Here is a 16,387-nt window from a genome sequence, read left to right on the forward strand (position 1 = left end):
GGACGCTCGTGCGTCGTGAATCGGGTATGCGCGCGACTGTGCGGCGCGTGGGTGCGGCGCGGGGCGCCGCCGTCCGGATCAGCTAATTCGGTCGGTTGCCGACGTCGAGAAGCCCGTTGCGCGGCTGCCCGGCGCACGATCGCGCTCGACGAAATACGCGCGCGCGTTCGCGACGTCCAGTGCGATCGCGCGCGACAGCGCCTCGAGATCGTCGAATTTCGCTTCGTCGCGCAGCTTCTTCAGGAATTCGACGCGGATGAGCTTGCCGTACGCGTCGCCGTGCCAGTCGAGCAGGTGGACTTCGAGCAGCACGCGGCCCGAATCGTCGACGGTCGGGCGCAGGCCGAGGCTCGCGACGCCCGGCAGCGGGTCGGGGCCGAGGCCGTGCACCTGCACGACGAAGATGCCTGCGAGCGCCGGCCGCTTGTGTGCGATCGGCAGGTTCAGCGTCGGGAAGCCGAGGTCGCGGCCGAGCTTCAGCCCGTGCGCGACGTGGCCGCTGATCGCATAACCGTGGCCGAGCGCCTGCGCGGCGGCGTCGAGATCGCCGGCCGCGAGCGCCGCGCGCACGCCCGAGCTCGAGATGCGCGTGCCGTCGCTGCCGGCCACCGTGCCCATCTGCTCGACTTCGAAGCCGTATTGCTCGCCGGCCGCCTTCAGCGTGTCGAAGGTGCCCGCGCGCTTCGCGCCGTAGCAGAAATCGTCGCCGACCATCATCCAGCGCGTGTGCAGCCCGTTCACCAGCGTGCGCTCGACGAACGCCTGCGGCGACTGGCTCGCGAACGTGTGGTTGAAGTGCTCGACGACCACCCGGTCGACGCCGTGCTCGCGCAGCGCCTCGAGCTTGTCGCGCAGCATCGCGATGCGCGGCGGCGCGCCGGCCGGGTTGAAGAATTCGCGCGGATGCGGCTCGAAAGTCATCACGCACACGGGCAGGCCGCGCGCGTCCGCTGCCGCGCGCACGCGCGCGAGCAGGGCCTGGTGGCCGCGATGGACACCGTCGAAGTTGCCGATCGTCAGCGCGCACGGGGCGCGGCTCTCGGCGTTGGGCAGGCCGCGGAAGACTTTCACGATAGCGGATGCAGCGTCGGGGAATGGGCGGTGGGATGCCGCAAAGCAGAAGATTATAAACGTTCGGGCGGGCCGGCGGCCGAGAAGGGGGAAACGCGGGGGCGAATGGTAAAATTCGCGAATGAAAAAACTCGTGATCCTGATTTCCGGTCGCGGCAGCAACATGGAGGCCATCGTCCGCGCGTGCGCGCAGGAACGCTGGCCGGCCGAGGTCGCTGCCGTGATCGCCAACCGGCCCGATGCGGCCGGCCTGGCTTTTGCCGCGTCGCACGGGGTGGCGACCGCGGTGGTCGACCACCGGTCGTTCGACGGCCGCGACAGCTTCGACGCGGCGCTCGCCGCCGAAATTGACCGCTTTGCCCCCGATCTCGTGGTCCTCGCGGGCTTCATGCGCATCCTCACGCCGGCATTCGTCCGACGATACGAGGGCCGGCTGCTGAACATCCACCCGTCGCTGCTGCCGAGCTTCAAGGGCATCCATACGCACCAGCAGGCGCTCGATGCGGGGGTCGCGCTGCACGGCGCGAGCGTGCACTTCGTGATTCCCGAGCTCGACAGCGGCGCGATCGTCGCGCAGGGCGCGGTGCCCGTGCGCGCGGGCGACGACGCGGCCGCGCTCGCGCAGCGCGTGCTGACGGTCGAGCATGTGCTGTATCCGCGCGCGGTGCGCTGGTTCGTCGAGGGGCGTTTGCGCCTCGAGAACGGCCGGGCAGTGGTGGCGCCGGAAGAGGCGCGCTGGATTTTCGCGGATCAACCGCATACCGAAACGAGTGAGGGCGTATGAAGCTGCACGGATTCCTGATCGGCCAGACCGAGACTTTGCTGGCCGAGGTGCTGAAGTTCGCCGGCCCCGCCGACGCGACGACGAGCCGGTTCTTCCGCGCGCACCCGAAGCTCGGGCATGCCGAGCGCGGCGTGATCGCCGAGGCCGTGTTCGCGGTGCTGCGCCGGAAGATGGAGTTTTCGCATCTCGCCGAGAGCGGCACGGGCACGCCCGCGCGGCGCCTCACGCTGCTCGGCCTGATGCAGACGGCCGGCCGCAATGCGCTGAAGCCGTTTTTGTCCGACACCGAGTCCGCATGGCTCGAGCATGTGTCGAAGATCGATCCCGCGAGCCTGCCGGTGCGCGTGCGCACGAACCTGCCGGACTGGATCCACCAGGCGCTGTCGGCACGTTTCGATGCCGATGAGCTCGCGCAGCTCGCCGCCGCGCTGAACTACCCGGCGCCGCTCGACCTGCGCGCCAACGCGCAGAAGGCGACCCGCGACCAGGTGATCGACGCGCTGCGCGCAAACGGCATCGATGCGGGTGCGACGCCGTTCGCGCCGTTCGGCGTGCGCGTGGTCGGCAAGCCGGCGCTGACGCGCCTGAAGCTGTTCGAAGAAGGCGAGATCGAGGTGCAGGACGAAGGCAGCCAGTTGCTGTGCTCGCTGGTCGCGCCGCGCCGCGGCGAGATGGTCGTCGATTTCTGCGCGGGCGCGGGCGGCAAGACGCTCGCACTGGGCGCGATGATGCGCTCGACCGGGCGCCTCTATGCGTTCGACGTATCGGAAAAGCGCCTTGCGAAGCTGAAGCCGCGCCTTGCGCGCAGCGGGCTGTCGAACGTGAACCCCGTGCTGATCGACAGCGAGCACGACGCGAAGATCAAGCGGCTCGCCGGCAAGATCGACCGCGTGCTGGTCGACGCGCCATGCAGCGGCCTCGGCACGCTGCGCCGCAATCCGGACCTGAAGTGGCGCCAGACGCGCACCTCGATCGACGAGCTGACGCCGAAGCAGGCGTCGATCCTCGCGAGCGCAGCGCGCCTCGTGAAGAAGGGCGGCCGGCTCGTTTACGCGACCTGCAGCGTGCTCGACGCCGAGAACGAGCGCATCGTCGAGCAGTTCCTGGCCGACCATCCCGAGTTCGTGCTGGTGCCTGCGCAGAAGGTGCTGGCCGACCAGCGCATCGAACTCGAGACGGGCGACTACCTGTCGTTGTGGCCGCACCGTCACGCGACCGACGGCTTCTTCGCCGCGGTGCTCGAGCGGCGCGCGCAGTAACGGCGGCACGGACGGACGATGGAGAATCTGCAGAGCCGCCTGCTGTCGCACCGGCTGGCATCGGTAATTCGCGACTTTCACCAGCCGGTGATGATCTGGCAGGCGGCGATCCTCGTCGGCGCGCTGTGTTTCGCGTGGCTGGCCGCGCGCTTCGTGCACGGCCGGATCGATGCGCGCCGGCGGGCGGCCGGACGCGCGCCCGGCGCGGGTGCGCATAGCCTGAAGCGCGCGTTGTTTCCGTTGTTCGGCGGCATCTTCGTGGGCGTTGCGCAGCTTGCGTTCGACCCGTTCATGTCGACGGCGCTGCTGTCGCTCGCGCTCGTGCCGTTGTTCGGCATCGGGCTGATCTACGTGCTGTTCTTCTTCGCGCGGCGCGTGTTTGCGCGCGACGGCCACACGCATGCGTGGCTATCGATCGTCGAGAAGATCGTGTCGACCGTCGTGTGGGCCGCGATGGTGCTGACCGTGCTCGGCATCCAGCGTGACGTGCTCGGCTGGCTCGACAGCGTGCAGTTCCGGGTCGCCAATGCGCACCTCACGCTGCTGTCGCTGATCTCCGGCGCGCTGTGGGTCTGCGTGACGCTGATGGTCGCGATGTGGCTCGGCTCGGTGCTCGAGGATCGCCTCACGCGCGCGAGCACGCTCGATGCGAACCTGAAGGTCGTGCTGTCGCGGGTCGGCCGCGCGCTGCTCGTGTTCGCGGCGATCCTGATCGGGCTGTCGCTCGTCGGCATCGACGTGACGGTGCTCGGCGTGTTCGGCGGCGCGGTCGGTGTCGGCCTCGGCTTCGGGCTGCAGAAGATCGCGAGCAACTACGTGTCGGGCTTCATCATCCTGCTCGACCGCTCGCTGCGGCTCGGCGACGCGATCAGCGTCGGCGGGCTGCAGGGCGTCGTCACGCAGATCCGCACACGCTACACGGTCGTGCGCGGCCTCGACGGCAACGAGACGCTGATCCCGAACGAGAAGCTGATCACCGATGTCGTGCAGAACCAGTCGTCGTACCTGACGCGCGGCTATGCGAAGGTCGCGGTGCAGGTCGCGTACACGAGCGATGTCGAGCACGCGCTCGCGCTGCTCGCCGACGCCGCGAAGGACGTGCCGCGCGTGCTGGCGGAGCCCGCGCCGACCCCGTATCTGGTGAGCTTCGGCGCGGACGGGATCGACCTGGAGCTCGGCTTCTGGATCGAAGATTCGGCCAAAGGCACGTCGGGCGTGCGTTCGGCCGTGAACCGCAACATCTGGCGGCTGTTCAACGAGCACGGGATTTCGATTCCGTTTCCGCAGCGCGAAGTGCGCGTCGTCGGGTTGCCGGACGGTTTTGCCGCCGCGGGCGCGGCGGCGGGGCACGATCCGGCGGCGGGCGATCCGGCGGCCGGCAACGGTGCGATGGACGGGCGCGCCCCGGCTGGATAGCGCGCGTCGGTCGTCAATCGTATCGACCCCGCGGCCGGAACCGGATCGCGGGCCCTTCCAAGTCCGCCCGTGGACTGTTCCGGTTGCGCCAGGGCAAGAAAATATTCATTTTTTACAAAGACTTGGAACGGTTGAAGTAAAATCCAAGTCTATTCGCGGTATGCTTTCATTTTTCTGACGCCTGCGCGAGCCGGCGTCGCTCTCATCTCATCACAGGTAACTGCCTTGTTGAATTCCCTGCTCGATTTTCTTTCCCACGGGCTCCTGCATTTTTCGTGGTGGCAGGTCGCGTTGTTCGCGCTCGCCGTCACGCACGTCACGATCATCGGCGTGACGGTCTACCTGCACCGTTGCCAGGCGCACCGCGCGCTGGAACTGCATCCGATCGCGAGCCATTTCTTCCGCGTCTGGCTGTGGATGACGACCGGCATGCTGACCGGCCAGTGGGCCGCGATTCACCGCAAGCACCATGCGAAGTGCGAGACCGAGGAAGATCCGCACAGCCCGCAGACGCGCGGCATCTGGAAGGTGTTCCTGGAAGGCGCCGAGCTGTATCGCGCGGAAGCGAAGAATGAAGAGACGATGCGCAAGTTCAGCCACGGCACGCCGAACGACTGGATCGAGCGCAATGTCTACTCGAAGTACCCGATCCTCGGCGTGAGCCTGATGATGGTGATCGACGTCGCGCTGTTCGGCGTGCTCGGCCTGACCGTGTGGGCCGTGCAGATGGTCTGGATTCCGTTCTGGGCGGCAGGCGTCGTCAACGGCTTCGGCCACTTCTGGGGCTACCGCAACTTCAACTCGGCCGACGCGAGCACGAACCTGTTCCCGTGGGGCATCGTGATCGGCGGCGAAGAACTGCACAACAACCACCACACGTTCGCGACGTCGGCGAAGCTGTCGAACAAGTGGTACGAGTTCGACATCGGCTGGATGTACATCCGCATCATGTCGGCATTCGGTCTCGCGAAGGTGAAGAAGGTCGCGCCGACACCGCGTCTGAACAAGCCGAAGACGGTGCTGGACCAGGAAACGCTGCAGGCCGTGCTGTCGAACCGCTACGAAGTGATGGCGCGCTACGGCAAGGCCGTGAAGCGTGCGTACCGTCAGGAGCTCGCGCACCTGAAGGAGCTCGGTTCGAGCGAGAAGTACCAGTTGATGCGCGGCGCGCGCAAGTGGTTCCACAAGGACGCGGACGGCCTCGACGAGCCGCAGAAGAAGCTGCTGCCGGAAATCTTCGCGAACAGCCAGAAGCTGCATACGTACTTTCAGTTGCGCCAGGATCTCGCCGCGATCTGGGATCGTTCGACCGCGTCGCGCGAACAGCTTCTCGCGCAATTGCAGGATTGGTGCCATCGCGCCGAACAAAGCGGCATCAAGGCGCTGCAGGAATTCGCGACACGCCTGCGTCGCTACGCCTGATTCGAAATCGATTAGAATCTCAGGACGTCAAAAACCCCGCGTTGGCGGGGTTTTTTCATTTGGGCCGCCGGTTTTTGACGGAAGCGATCGGCCCGAATTTGTATGAGGCTTGGGGCAGCGGCGCAATGGTGCCCCGGGGCGAGCGTAGAGGATGGGATCGGAGTAGTGTTGAAGCGCTGATTCTGGTTGACCGCGAAGCATGGGACCGGGGTAGACGCTAAAGCGATAACTCCGGTCGACCGCGAAGCATGGGGTCCGAGTAAGCGCTAAAGCGCTAACTCGGACCGACAGGAGATATGGAGATGCAATCGACGATCAAACCCGTCGAGTACGACCGGCCCGTCGCAGCAGGGACCGTGTGCGGCGTGGGGCACGCATGGGCCAAGGTGCCCGATGCACCGACCCCCGACGAACGCGCTGCGCTGAAGGCGCGCATCAAGGCGCTGCTCGTGCGTGAAAAGGCCGTGCTGGTCGCACACTACTACGTGGATGCGGAACTGCAGGAACTCGCCGACGAAACCGGCGGTTGCGTTGCCGATTCGCTCGAAATGGCCCGCTTCGGCCGCGATCACGACGCGCAGACGCTGGTCGTCGCCGGCGTGCGCTTCATGGGCGAAACCGCGAAGATCCTGAGCCCGAACAAGCGAATCCTGATGCCCGATCTCGATGCGACCTGTTCGCTCGACCTCGGCTGCCCGGTCGATGAATTCTCGGCGTTCTGCGATGCGCATCCCGATCGCACCGTCGTCGTCTATGCGAACACCAGCGCGGCCGTGAAGGCCCGCGCGGACTGGATGGTCACGTCGTCGATCGGCCTCGAGATCGTGGCCGACCTGCACGCGCGCGGCGAGAAGATCATCTGGGCGCCCGATCGCCATCTCGGCAGTTATATCCAGAAGAAAACCGGCGCGGACATGCTGTTGTGGCAGGGCTCGTGCCTCGTCCACGACGAGTTCAAGGGCATCGAGCTCGACCTGCTGCGCGCCGAATATCCGGACGCGAAGGTGCTCGTCCATCCCGAATCGCCGGAAAGCGTCGTTGCGCAGGCCGATGTCGTCGGCTCGACCACGCAGCTGATCGATGCGGCCGTGAAGCTGGACGCGACGCGCTTCATCGTCGCGACCGATCTCGGCATCCTGCACAAGATGCAGCTCGCGGCGCCCGGCAAGACCTTCATCGCAGCGCCGACGGCCGGCAATAGTGCGACCTGCAAGAGCTGCGCGCACTGCCCGTGGATGGCGATGAACGGCCTCGCGAACCTCGCCGATGTGCTCGAACGCGGTCACAACGAGATCTTCGTCGATCCGGCGATCGGCGAACGTGCACGCCTGCCGATCGATCGGATGCTCGATTTCGCGGCCGCGCACAAGAAGCGCGTGCAGGCGAGCGGCGACCTGCAGCGCGACCAGCAACTGTTTGCGAACGTGGGGGCGGCATGACCAGTGCTGTATCTCCACTTTACGACATCGTTCGCAAGCAATACGGCGCGGCATTCGATGAAGCGATCGCGCGCAACGTTGCCGATGCGATTGCGGAAGACGTCGGCACCGGTGACCAGACCGGGCGGCTCGTGCCGGCCGGCGGGCGTCGCCGCGCGCGCATCATCGTGCGCGAGGAAGCCGTGCTGTGCGGCGTGCCGTGGTTCGAGGCCGTGATCGGCCGGATCGATCCGGCGATCACCGTGCAATGGCGCTATCGCGAAGGCGACCGGATGATGCCCGATTCGACCGTCTGCGAACTCGAAGGGCCGGCGCGCGCGCTGTTGACGGCCGAGCGCAACGGGCTGAACTTCCTGCAACTGCTGTCGGGTGTCGCGACCGCGACGCGCCGTTACGTCGACCGCGTCGAAGGCACGCGCGCGAAGATCCTCGATACGCGCAAGACGCTGCCGGGCCTGCGCCTCGCGCAGAAGTACGCGGTGCGCGTCGGCGGCGGCGAGAACCAGCGTCTCGCGCTGTACGACGGCATCCTGATCAAGGAGAACCACATCGCAGCGGCGGGCGGTGTCGGCGAGGCGCTCGACGCGGCGTTCGCACTCGATTCGGGCGTGCCCGTGCAGGTTGAAGTCGAGACGCTCGCGCAGCTCGACACGGCGCTCGCGCATCGCGCGCAGTCGGTGCTGCTCGACAACTTCACGCTCGACATGATGCGTGAAGCGGTGCGCGTCGCGGCCGGCAAGGCCGTGCTCGAAGTGTCGGGCGGCGTCAATTTCGATACGGTCCGCGCGTTCGCGGAGACGGGCGTCGATCGCATCTCGATCGGCGCGCTGACGAAGGACGTGCGCGCGACGGATTATTCGATGCGGATCGTCGACTGATCGAGCGTCATACGATCAGACAGAAAAAGCCGTTGGCGCGCAAACGCCAACGGCTTTTTTCCTGCGCGACCGCAGTCGGGAAGGTGCCGCGGTTCAGCGACGCGCGCGCGGCGTGAGCACGCTCGGCAGCGCCTTCGGCAGCGTGTAAGGCCAGTCGCGGCTGTAGTGCAGCCCGCGGCTTTCGCGGCGCGATTGCGCGCTCTTCACGATCAGCGTCGCCACGTCGACGAGGTTGCGCAGCTCGAGCAGGTCGCGCGTCACGCGGAAGTTCGCGTAGTACTCGTGGATCTCGTCGCGCAGCAGCGACAGCCGGTGCTTCGCGCGTTCGAGGCGCTTGTCGGTGCGCACGATGCCGACGTAGTTCCACATCAGGCGGCGCAACTCGTCCCAGTTGTGCGCGACGACGACTTCCTCGTCCGCATCCGACACGCGGCTTTCGTCCCATGCGGGCAGCGTGGCTGGCGTTTCCGAATCGAAGCCGGCCGCCTCGATCGCCTCGGCCGCCGCGCGGCCGATCACGAGACATTCGAGCAGCGAGTTGCTCGCGAGCCGGTTTGCGCCGTGCAGCCCCGTGTACGACGTTTCGCCGACCGCGTACAGGCCCGCGAGATCGGTGCGCCCGGCGAGATCGGTCACGACGCCGCCGCATGTATAGTGCGCGGCCGGCACGACGGGGATCGGCTGTTTCGCGATGTCGATGCCGAATTCGAGGCAGCGCGCATGGATCGTCGGGAAGTGCTCGCGCAGGAACGCTTCCGGCTGATGGCTGATGTCGAGATACACGCAGTCGATCCCGCGCTTCTTGATCTCGAAGTCGATCGCGCGCGCGACGATGTCGCGCGGCGCGAGCTCGGCGCGCGGATCGTGCGCGGGCATGAAACGCGTGCCGTCGGGCAGCTTCAGCAGGCCGCCTTCGCCGCGCACGGCCTCCGAAATCAGGAACGATTTCGCATACGGATGGAACAGGCAGGTCGGGTGGAACTGGATGAATTCCATGTTCGACACGCGGCAGCCCGCGCGCCATGCCATTGCGATGCCGTCGCCGGTCGCCGTGTCGGGGTTGGTCGTGTACAGATAGACCTTGCCGGCGCCGCCCGTTGCGAGCACCGTGTGCGGTGCCTCGATCGTGATCGTGCGGTCGTTGTCGACGTCGAGCGCATATAGGCCGTGACAGCGGCGGCCGGGCAGGCCGAGCCGGTCCGACGTGATCAGGTCGATCGCATGGTGATTTTCGAAGAACGTGATGTTCGGATGCTGGCGCGCGCGCGCCGACAGCGTCGCAAGCACCGCATGGCCGGTCGCGTCGGCCGCGTGAATGATCCGGCGGTGGCTGTGGCCGCCTTCGCGCGTCAGGTGGAAGCCGAGTTCGGCTGCGTCATCCTTCGTGAACGGCACGCCTTGCGAGATCAGCCATTCGATCGCTTCGCGGCCGTGCTCGACGATATAGCGCGTCGCGCCTTCGTCGCACAGGCCGCCACCGGCGACCAGCGTGTCGTCGACGTGGTTCTCGATGCTGTCCGCCGAATCGAGGACCGCCGCGATGCCACCCTGCGCATTATCGCTTGCGCCCTCCATCATCGAACGTTTCGCGATCAGCGCGACACGTCGCGTGCTGGCCAGATTGAGTGCGACCGACAGCCCTGCCAGGCCGCTGCCGACGATCGCCACGTCGAATTTCATGCTGCATCTCCATCGTTGCGCTTTTGATCTTGTGCGTTCCGGCGGCCATGGCCGCGGAAAGGGGAGAGCATACCGCGTCGGGCCCGAGCGTGCGCGCAAAACAAAAAGCCCCGCATGCGCGGGGCTTTTCGGTCGCCGTCAGGCTGGCAGAAACCGGAGATTACTTGATCTTGGTTTCTTTGTATTCCACATGCTTGCGGACGACGGGATCGAACTTCTTGATCGCCATCTTTTCCGGCATGTTGCGCTTGTTCTTCGTGGTCGTGTAGAAGTGACCCGTACCAGCGGTCGACTCAAGCTTGATCTTGTCGCGTGCGCCTTTTGCCATGATTGTGCTCCTTGGGCTTAGGCTTCGCCGCGTGCGCGCAGGTCAGCGAGCACGGAATCGATGCCGTTCTTGTCGATCAGGCGCAGGCCGGCGTTCGAAACGCGCAGGCGCACCCAGCGGTTTTCGCTCTCTACCCAGAACCGGCGGTTTTGCAGGTTCGGCAGGAAGCGGCGCTTGGTCTTGTTGTTGGCGTGGGAAACGTTGTTGCCGCTCATCGGCGCTTTCCCAGTTACTTGGCATACGCGTGCCATGAGAGCACTCCTAATACGCTAAATTCGGGGTTCGATCGCCGATGAAGGTTCTCATCGCACCGCCACGTGATCCATGGCCGCACTCTCAGAACGCCGTAGCCCTTGCAGACAAGGCCCTTCGATGGCTAGAACTGGTTGGAAAAAAGACAGACGGCGATTCTAGCAGAAAAAGTTCAGGAAAATCAAACCTAATTTCGCTTCGCCGTTGCGGCGCCCCGGGGCGGGCCGCCGCGCCACAGTCTACAGCCAACCGGCACGTGCGAACGAGAAAGTGTCGCTGGTGCCGACGACGACGTGATCGAGCAGCCGCACGTCGACGAGTTCGAGCGCGTCGCGCAGCACGCGGGTCAGGCGGCGGTCCTCAGCGCTCGGCTGCACCGCGCCCGACGGATGGTTGTGCGCGACGATCAGCGCCGCGGCGTTATGCGTCATCGCGCGGCGCACGATCTCGCGCGGGTAGACGGCCATGCGCGTCAGCGAGCCGCGCGTGATTTCCTCCGTCTCGATCAGGCCGTGGCGGGCGTCGAGGTACACCGCGACGAACACTTCGTGCGGGTGCGAGCCGATCTTCAGCCGTAGATAATCCTCGACCGCGCCGGGCGAATCGATCGGCGTACGTTCGGCTGCTTTCTCCTTCAGCATGCGCCGCGCGATCTCGGTGACCGCGGCCAGCCGTGTGGAGCGCGCAGGGCCGATGCCGGGGTGCGCCTCGAAATCGTCGGTCGTCGCCTCGAGCAGCCCGCGCAACGTTCCGAACTGCTTGACCAATGCGCGGGCGCTGACGAATACGTCGTGCCCGGGCTTGCCGGTGCCGAGCAGCAGCGCGATCAGTTCGTCGTCGGTCAGCGCGGCCGGTCCGCGCTCCAGCATTCGTTCGCGCGGCCGCTCGGGCCGCCAGTCCACCGGGCGGTGCTTGCGCCGGCGGATCGGGAGGACGCGGCGGGGCGGATCGGCCGGCGCGTCGGCGGCGTCGCGGCATTCGATCGGCGGCAGGGTGAGGCAGGGTGACAGCATGCTCGAAACTCCATTGGTGGCGGGCGGGCTGCGCGACGTCGTCGCACTTTCCGCCTTGCGCGCTCAGGTGACTTACAATATCGGCTTTGCGCCGGGCCTTTCGGCCGTATCGGGCGCCGACTGAACGAGTAATTCATGAGCCTCATCGATCTATCCGAAGTGAAGCCCGGTTCCCACGTCACGTTGCATTACCGGCTCGCACTGGCCGACGGTGCCGACATCGTCAACACCTTCACCGACAAGCCCGCCACGCTGCTGCTCGGCGCGGGGCAACTGGCGCCGTCGCTGGAACAGATTCTGCTCGGGCTCAGGGTTGGAGACCACTCGACTTTTCAGCTAACGCCCGAACAGGGGTTCGGTCCCCGGAATCCCGACATGCTCCAGCGCGTGACGCTGTCGACGCTGCGCGAGAACGGGATGGTCGGCGACGATTTCACGCCGGGCGAGCTGATCGAGTTCAATGCGCCGGACGGCGGACGGTATGCAGGGGTGCTGAAGGAAGTCGGCGAAACCTCGGCGCTGTTCGACTTCAACCATCCGCTCGCGGGCCAGGCGCTCACGTTCGAAGTGAAAATCATCGGAATCCTGTAATCATGAGCACCACCGATACGCTGTCCGGGCAGACCGTCGCCGCCGACGCCGAAATCCTGCTGGCCCAGCCGCGCGGCTTCTGCGCGGGCGTCGACCGCGCGATCGAGATCGTCGAGCGCGCGATCGCGATGCACGGTGCGCCGATCTATGTCCGTCACGAAATCGTCCACAACAAGTACGTGGTCGAGGATCTGAAGAAGAAAGGCGCGATCTTCGTCGAGGAACTCGAGGAAGTGCCGGCCGGCAATACCGTGATCTTCAGCGCGCACGGCGTGTCGAAGGCCGTGCGCGACGAGGCGGACGTGCGCGGGTTGCGCATTTACGACGCAACCTGCCCGCTGGTCACGAAGGTGCACGTCGAGGTGGCGAAAATGCGCCAGGACGGCGTCGACATCGTCATGATCGGGCACAAGGGTCACCCGGAAGTCGAAGGCACGATGGGGCAGGTCGAGCGCGGCATGCATCTCGTCGAGAGCGTCGAGGACGTGCAGAAGCTCGAGCTCGCCGATCCCGAGCGCATCGCGCTCGTCACGCAGACGACGCTGTCCGTCGACGACGCGGCCGAGATCATCGCGGCGCTGAAGGCGAAGTATCCGAAGATCCGCGAGCCGAAGAAGCAGGACATCTGCTACGCGACGCAGAACCGCCAGGATGCGGTGAAGTTCATGGCGCCGCAGTGCGATGTCGTGATCGTCGTCGGCAGTCCGAACAGCTCGAATTCGAGCCGTCTGCGTGAAGTGGCCGAGAAGCGCGGTGTGGACGCATACATGGTCGACGCGCCCGATCAGATCGATCCGGCATGGGTCGCGGGCAAGCGCCGCATCGGCGTGACGGCCGGCGCGTCGGCACCCGAAGTGCTCGCCCAGGCCGTGATCGCGCGACTGCGCGAGCTCGGCGTGCGCAACGTGCGCGCGCTCGACGGCATCGAGGAAAACGTGTCGTTTCCGCTGCCGCGCGGGTTGAACCTGCCGCCCGCTGCCTGATTGCCGCATCGCACCCGCGGAACACCGAAGCGCGCCTCCCGGCGCGCTTTTTTTTTTGTGCGTCGAAATTGCGATCGCAACCATTATTCACGGTAATGGTGCAACCCGGTTGCTCCGGATGTTCGTAACCGTCTCTCAAAATTGGTTGCAATGCAGGAAAACCCCATCGAATCAGGATTATTGGCGTCCTATAAATGGAGTTACAATGCGCCCGTTTTCAAGCCTGAATGGCTTTGAAATCGGATTTTGGCAAGGCGCGGGAGACCATTCAATGCATGTGAAGTTGGCTTACGCCGTGTCCGTCGCCGCACCGGTTGCAATGCGTGCCGGTTGCAGCAAAAAGAGCGACGGCGGGGCGGGCAGGGAGGCTGCGGCGTTCGCGGCAGCGCCGGCCAGCGGCGTGCGCGTCGCCGGAACCGGTCGTGCGGCACCATCGGCGTGCCGCATCTCGCAATTGGGCAAGGACAAGGAAAACGGGGCACGTTTGGCGATCGAGGAAATCAACGCGCTTGACCTGGCGAACGGTCGGGCAGCGACCGTACGTGCCGATCGACGGATGCGGGCTACGGCGCCGCATGCATGCGGCGATGTGGGCTGCGTGCGGATGTCCCCGGCCCCCTTTCATTTCGATTCGATGAAACAGCGTGTCGCCGCGAGCGGTGGTGTCGTGGCGCGCGGCCTGGTTCGTACGATGGATTCCGACGCAGTCCCGACGCATGTCGGGCGCGGCATTCGCAATGCCTTGCAAGGCATTGCGGCACGGAATCCGATCCGCCCGGATGCGGGGCTTGCCTCGCACCGGACGGGAAAAGGCACGGATGCCGGGCAACCGGACGATGGCCGTCCCGGCATGCTGCCCTACGACTTCAAGGAGGCCTCGAACACCGTCCTCGACGTCGTGACGATTTAGCGACGGGACTCATGACGGCACCGGAACAGTGCGGTGCCGTTTTTGTATCCGCTCCGGCGGCAGGTCCGGCCGTACAGGCCGGGCGGCGCGCGCCGGGACGATCCACACCCTTACCGGTATCGACTAGTACCCGCAGTGTCGCCGAGAAGGCGCGATTCCTCGCTTACCCGCGGGGCGCAACGTCCTCCGGCAGCACGGGCCAAGGAGCTTTAAATGGATATTTTCGTCCAGCAGGTTCTCAACGGGCTGGTGCTCGGCAGTGTGTACGCCATCATCGCGTTGGGTTACACGATGGTGTACGGCATTCTCGGCATCATCAACTTCGCGCACGGCGACGTGCTGATGATCGGCGCGATGGTCGCGTTGTCGGCCATCACCGTGCTGCAGAACCACTTCCCCGGACTCGGCAACATCGCCACGCTGACGATTGGCCTGGGCATCGCCGCGGTCGTCTGTGCGTTCGTCGGCTTCACGATCGAACGCGTCGCGTACCGGCCGCTGCGCCGCGCGCCGCGCCTCGCGCCGCTGATCACCGCGATCGGCGTGTCGATCCTGCTGCAGACGGCCGCGATGATCATCTGGTCGCGCAACCCGCTGCCGTTCCCGCAATTGCTGCCGACCGATCCGATCAACGTGATCAAGGCGACCGACACGACGCCCGGCGCCGTGATCTCGGTGACTGAAATCGTGATCATCGCGGTGGCGTTCATCGTGATGGGCGGCCTGCTGCTGCTCGTGCACAAGACCAAGCTCGGCCGTGCGATGCGCGCGATCGCCGAAAGCCCGAACACCGCGAGCCTGATGGGCGTGAACCCGAACTTCGTGATTTCCGCGACGTTCATGATCGGCTCCGCGCTCGCCGCGCTGGCCGGCGTGATGATCGCGTCCGAATACGGCAACGTGCACTTCTACATGGGCTTCATCCCCGGCATGAAGGCGTTCACGGCGGCGGTGCTCGGCGGTATCGGCAACCTCGGCGGTGCGATGGTCGGCGGCGTGCTGCTCGGCCTGATCGAGCAGCTCGGTGCCGGCTACATCGGCAACCTCACGGGCGGCGTATTCGGCAGCAACTACCAGGACGTGTTCGCCTTCATCGTGCTGATCATCGTGCTGGTGTTCCGTCCGTCGGGCCTGCTGGGCGAACGGGTCGCGGATCGCGCGTAACGGAAGGGAGCAAACAACATGACATCCATTCAACCGATCGAATCCTCGACGTCGCTCGTCGAAGAGCGCAATACCGCCAAGACCGTCGTCATCGGCATCCTGACCGCTGTGTTCGTGATCGCCGCGCCGATCATCATCGGCTCGGCCGGCGGCAACTACTGGGTCCGCGTGCTCGACTTCGCGATGCTGTACGTGATGCTCGCGCTCGGCCTGAACGTGGTGGTCGGCTTCGCCGGCCTGCTCGACCTCGGCTACATCGCGTTCTACGCGGTGGGCGCGTACACGGCGGCGCTGCTGTCTTCGCCGCACCTGACCTCGCAGTTCGAGTGGATCGCGGCCCTCGCGCCCGGCGGGCTGCACATCCCGTTCCTGATCATCGTGCCGATCGCGATGGCGCTGGCGGCGACCTTCGGGATCCTGCTCGGTGCGCCGACGCTGCGCCTGCGCGGCGACTACCTGGCGATCGTGACGCTCGGCTTCGGCGAAATCGTCCGGATCTTCATGAACAACCTCGACCGTCCGGTGAACATCACCAACGGCCCGAAGGGGATCACGGGCATCGATCCGGTGCATGTCGCCGGCTTCAACCTGTCGCAGACGCATTCGCTGTTCGGCTTCCAGCTGCCGTCGGTCTACATGTACTACTACCTGTTCGTGCTGTGCTCGCTGCTGGTGATCTGGGTCTGTACGCGCCTGCAGCACTCGCGTATCGGCCGCGCATGGGCGGCAATCCGCGAGGACGAGATCGCGGCGAAGGCGATGGGCATCAACACCCGTAACGTGAAGCTGCTCGCGTTCGCGATGGGCGCGTCGTTCGGCGGCCTGTCGGGCTCGATGTTCGGCGCGTTCCAGGGCTTCGTGTCGCCGGAATCGTTCACGTTCTGGGAATCGATCGTCGTGCTCGCCTGCGTGGTGCTCGGCGGCATGGGCCATATCCCGGGCGTGATCCTGGGCGCGGTGCTGCTCGCGATCTTCCCGGAATTCCTGCGCTCGACGATGAGCCCGCTGCAGCATGCGCTGTTCGGTCATGACATCGTCGATACGGAGGTGATCCGTCAGGCGCTGTACGGCCTCGCGATGGTGATCATCATGCTGTACCGCTCGGAAGGCCTGTGGCCCGCGCCGAAGCATGAGGACAAGATCGCGAAACTGGCGAAGCGCGCCAGCAAGAAGCCGGTGCGCGCGTAACGAACGGAC

At 65.9% G+C, this 16,387-nt stretch carries 17 protein-coding genes; 12 read left to right on the plus strand and 5 right to left on the minus strand.

Annotation, left to right across the window (positions count from 1 at the left end; all coding sequences use genetic code 11):
- Positions 1-78: 78 nt before the first annotated feature.
- A complete protein-coding gene (locus DM992_RS07545; protein WP_072444889.1) occupies positions 79-1,071 on the minus strand; it encodes a bifunctional riboflavin kinase/FAD synthetase in 993 nt (330 codons plus the stop codon).
- 121 nt (positions 1,072-1,192) lie between these two features.
- Here DM992_RS07545 and purN point away from each other — a divergent pair, with 121 nt between their 5' ends.
- From purN to nadC, 6 genes are all read left to right on the plus strand, one after another.
- On the plus strand, positions 1,193-1,855 hold the full coding sequence (purN, locus tag DM992_RS07550) for a phosphoribosylglycinamide formyltransferase (RefSeq protein WP_043189977.1): 663 nt from the start codon (positions 1,193-1,195) through the stop codon (positions 1,853-1,855).
- Entirely contained in the window at positions 1,852-3,114 is a 1,263-nt protein-coding gene (locus DM992_RS07555) for an RsmB/NOP family class I SAM-dependent RNA methyltransferase (protein ID WP_111016293.1), read from the plus strand. Before purN ends, DM992_RS07555 begins: the two co-directional genes overlap by 4 nt.
- A gap of 18 nt (positions 3,115-3,132) precedes the next feature.
- A complete protein-coding gene (locus tag DM992_RS07560; RefSeq protein WP_111016294.1) occupies positions 3,133-4,530 on the plus strand; it encodes a mechanosensitive ion channel domain-containing protein in 1,398 nt (465 codons plus the stop codon).
- Positions 4,531-4,755: 225 nt separating this feature from the next.
- A complete protein-coding gene (locus DM992_RS07565; RefSeq protein WP_072444883.1) occupies positions 4,756-5,952 on the plus strand; it encodes an acyl-CoA desaturase in 1,197 nt (398 codons plus the stop codon).
- A gap of 302 nt (positions 5,953-6,254) precedes the next feature.
- The gene (nadA, locus tag DM992_RS07570) at positions 6,255-7,391 is read left to right on the plus strand and encodes a quinolinate synthase NadA (RefSeq protein ID WP_111017853.1); all 1,137 of its coding nucleotides are present in this window, start codon (positions 6,255-6,257) and stop codon (positions 7,389-7,391) included.
- Positions 7,388-8,269 (plus strand): carboxylating nicotinate-nucleotide diphosphorylase, encoded by an 882-nt coding sequence (nadC, locus tag DM992_RS07575; protein ID WP_111016295.1) that lies wholly within the window; start codon positions 7,388-7,390, stop codon positions 8,267-8,269. Before nadA ends, nadC begins: the two co-directional genes overlap by 4 nt.
- A 93-nt stretch (positions 8,270-8,362) precedes the next feature.
- Here nadC and nadB read toward each other — a convergent pair whose 3' ends face one another.
- The 4 genes from nadB to radC all read right to left on the minus strand — a co-directional run bounded on the left by nadB (position 8,363) and on the right by radC (position 11,542).
- Positions 8,363-9,949, minus strand: a complete 1,587-nt coding sequence (gene nadB / locus DM992_RS07580) for an L-aspartate oxidase (protein ID WP_111016296.1) — start codon at positions 9,947-9,949, stop codon at positions 8,363-8,365.
- Between the two features lie 160 nt (positions 9,950-10,109).
- Positions 10,110-10,277: a 50S ribosomal protein L33 gene (gene rpmG / locus DM992_RS07585; protein ID WP_006478046.1), complete on the minus strand. Its 168-nt coding sequence runs from the start codon at positions 10,275-10,277 to the stop codon at positions 10,110-10,112.
- Positions 10,278-10,294: 17 nt separating this feature from the next.
- Complete coding sequence (gene rpmB / locus DM992_RS07590; RefSeq protein WP_004186391.1) at positions 10,295-10,528, minus strand: 50S ribosomal protein L28; 234 nt, start codon at positions 10,526-10,528, stop codon at positions 10,295-10,297.
- Positions 10,529-10,768: 240 nt separating this feature from the next.
- Positions 10,769-11,542, minus strand: coding sequence for a DNA repair protein RadC (gene radC, locus DM992_RS07595; RefSeq protein WP_111016297.1), 774 nt, complete (start codon positions 11,540-11,542; stop codon positions 10,769-10,771).
- On the opposite strand from radC, the gene DM992_RS43365 reads away from it, so the two are divergent.
- The 6 genes from DM992_RS43365 (at position 11,541) to DM992_RS07620 (ending at position 16,378) form a co-directional block, all read left to right on the plus strand.
- A complete protein-coding gene (locus tag DM992_RS43365) occupies positions 11,541-11,666 on the plus strand; it encodes a hypothetical protein (protein WP_275427575.1) in 126 nt (41 codons plus the stop codon). The two genes, radC and DM992_RS43365, sit on opposite strands and share 2 nt — an antisense overlap.
- Positions 11,667-11,677: 11 nt before the next feature.
- Entirely contained in the window at positions 11,678-12,133 is a 456-nt protein-coding gene (locus DM992_RS07600; RefSeq protein ID WP_034178811.1) for a peptidylprolyl isomerase, read from the plus strand.
- 2 nt (positions 12,134-12,135) lie between these two features.
- Positions 12,136-13,116: a 4-hydroxy-3-methylbut-2-enyl diphosphate reductase gene (gene ispH, locus DM992_RS07605; RefSeq protein ID WP_034178810.1), complete on the plus strand. Its 981-nt coding sequence runs from the start codon at positions 12,136-12,138 to the stop codon at positions 13,114-13,116.
- 205 nt (positions 13,117-13,321) lie between these two features.
- Positions 13,322-14,026 carry an amino acid-binding protein gene (locus DM992_RS07610; protein ID WP_239511316.1) on the plus strand — a complete coding sequence of 235 codons (705 nt, stop codon included), beginning with the start codon at positions 13,322-13,324 and terminating at the stop codon, positions 14,024-14,026.
- A gap of 213 nt (positions 14,027-14,239) precedes the next feature.
- A complete protein-coding gene (locus tag DM992_RS07615; RefSeq protein ID WP_034178808.1) occupies positions 14,240-15,190 on the plus strand; it encodes a branched-chain amino acid ABC transporter permease in 951 nt (316 codons plus the stop codon).
- A gap of 18 nt (positions 15,191-15,208) precedes the next feature.
- Positions 15,209-16,378 (plus strand): ABC transporter ATP-binding protein, encoded by a 1,170-nt coding sequence (locus tag DM992_RS07620; protein WP_111016299.1) that lies wholly within the window; start codon positions 15,209-15,211, stop codon positions 16,376-16,378.
- The last annotated feature ends 9 nt before the right edge of the window (positions 16,379-16,387 follow it).

Source organism: Burkholderia sp. JP2-270, from assembly GCF_003233675.1.
GTDB classification, from domain to species: Bacteria; Pseudomonadota; Gammaproteobacteria; order Burkholderiales; family Burkholderiaceae; genus Burkholderia; species Burkholderia pyrrocinia_C.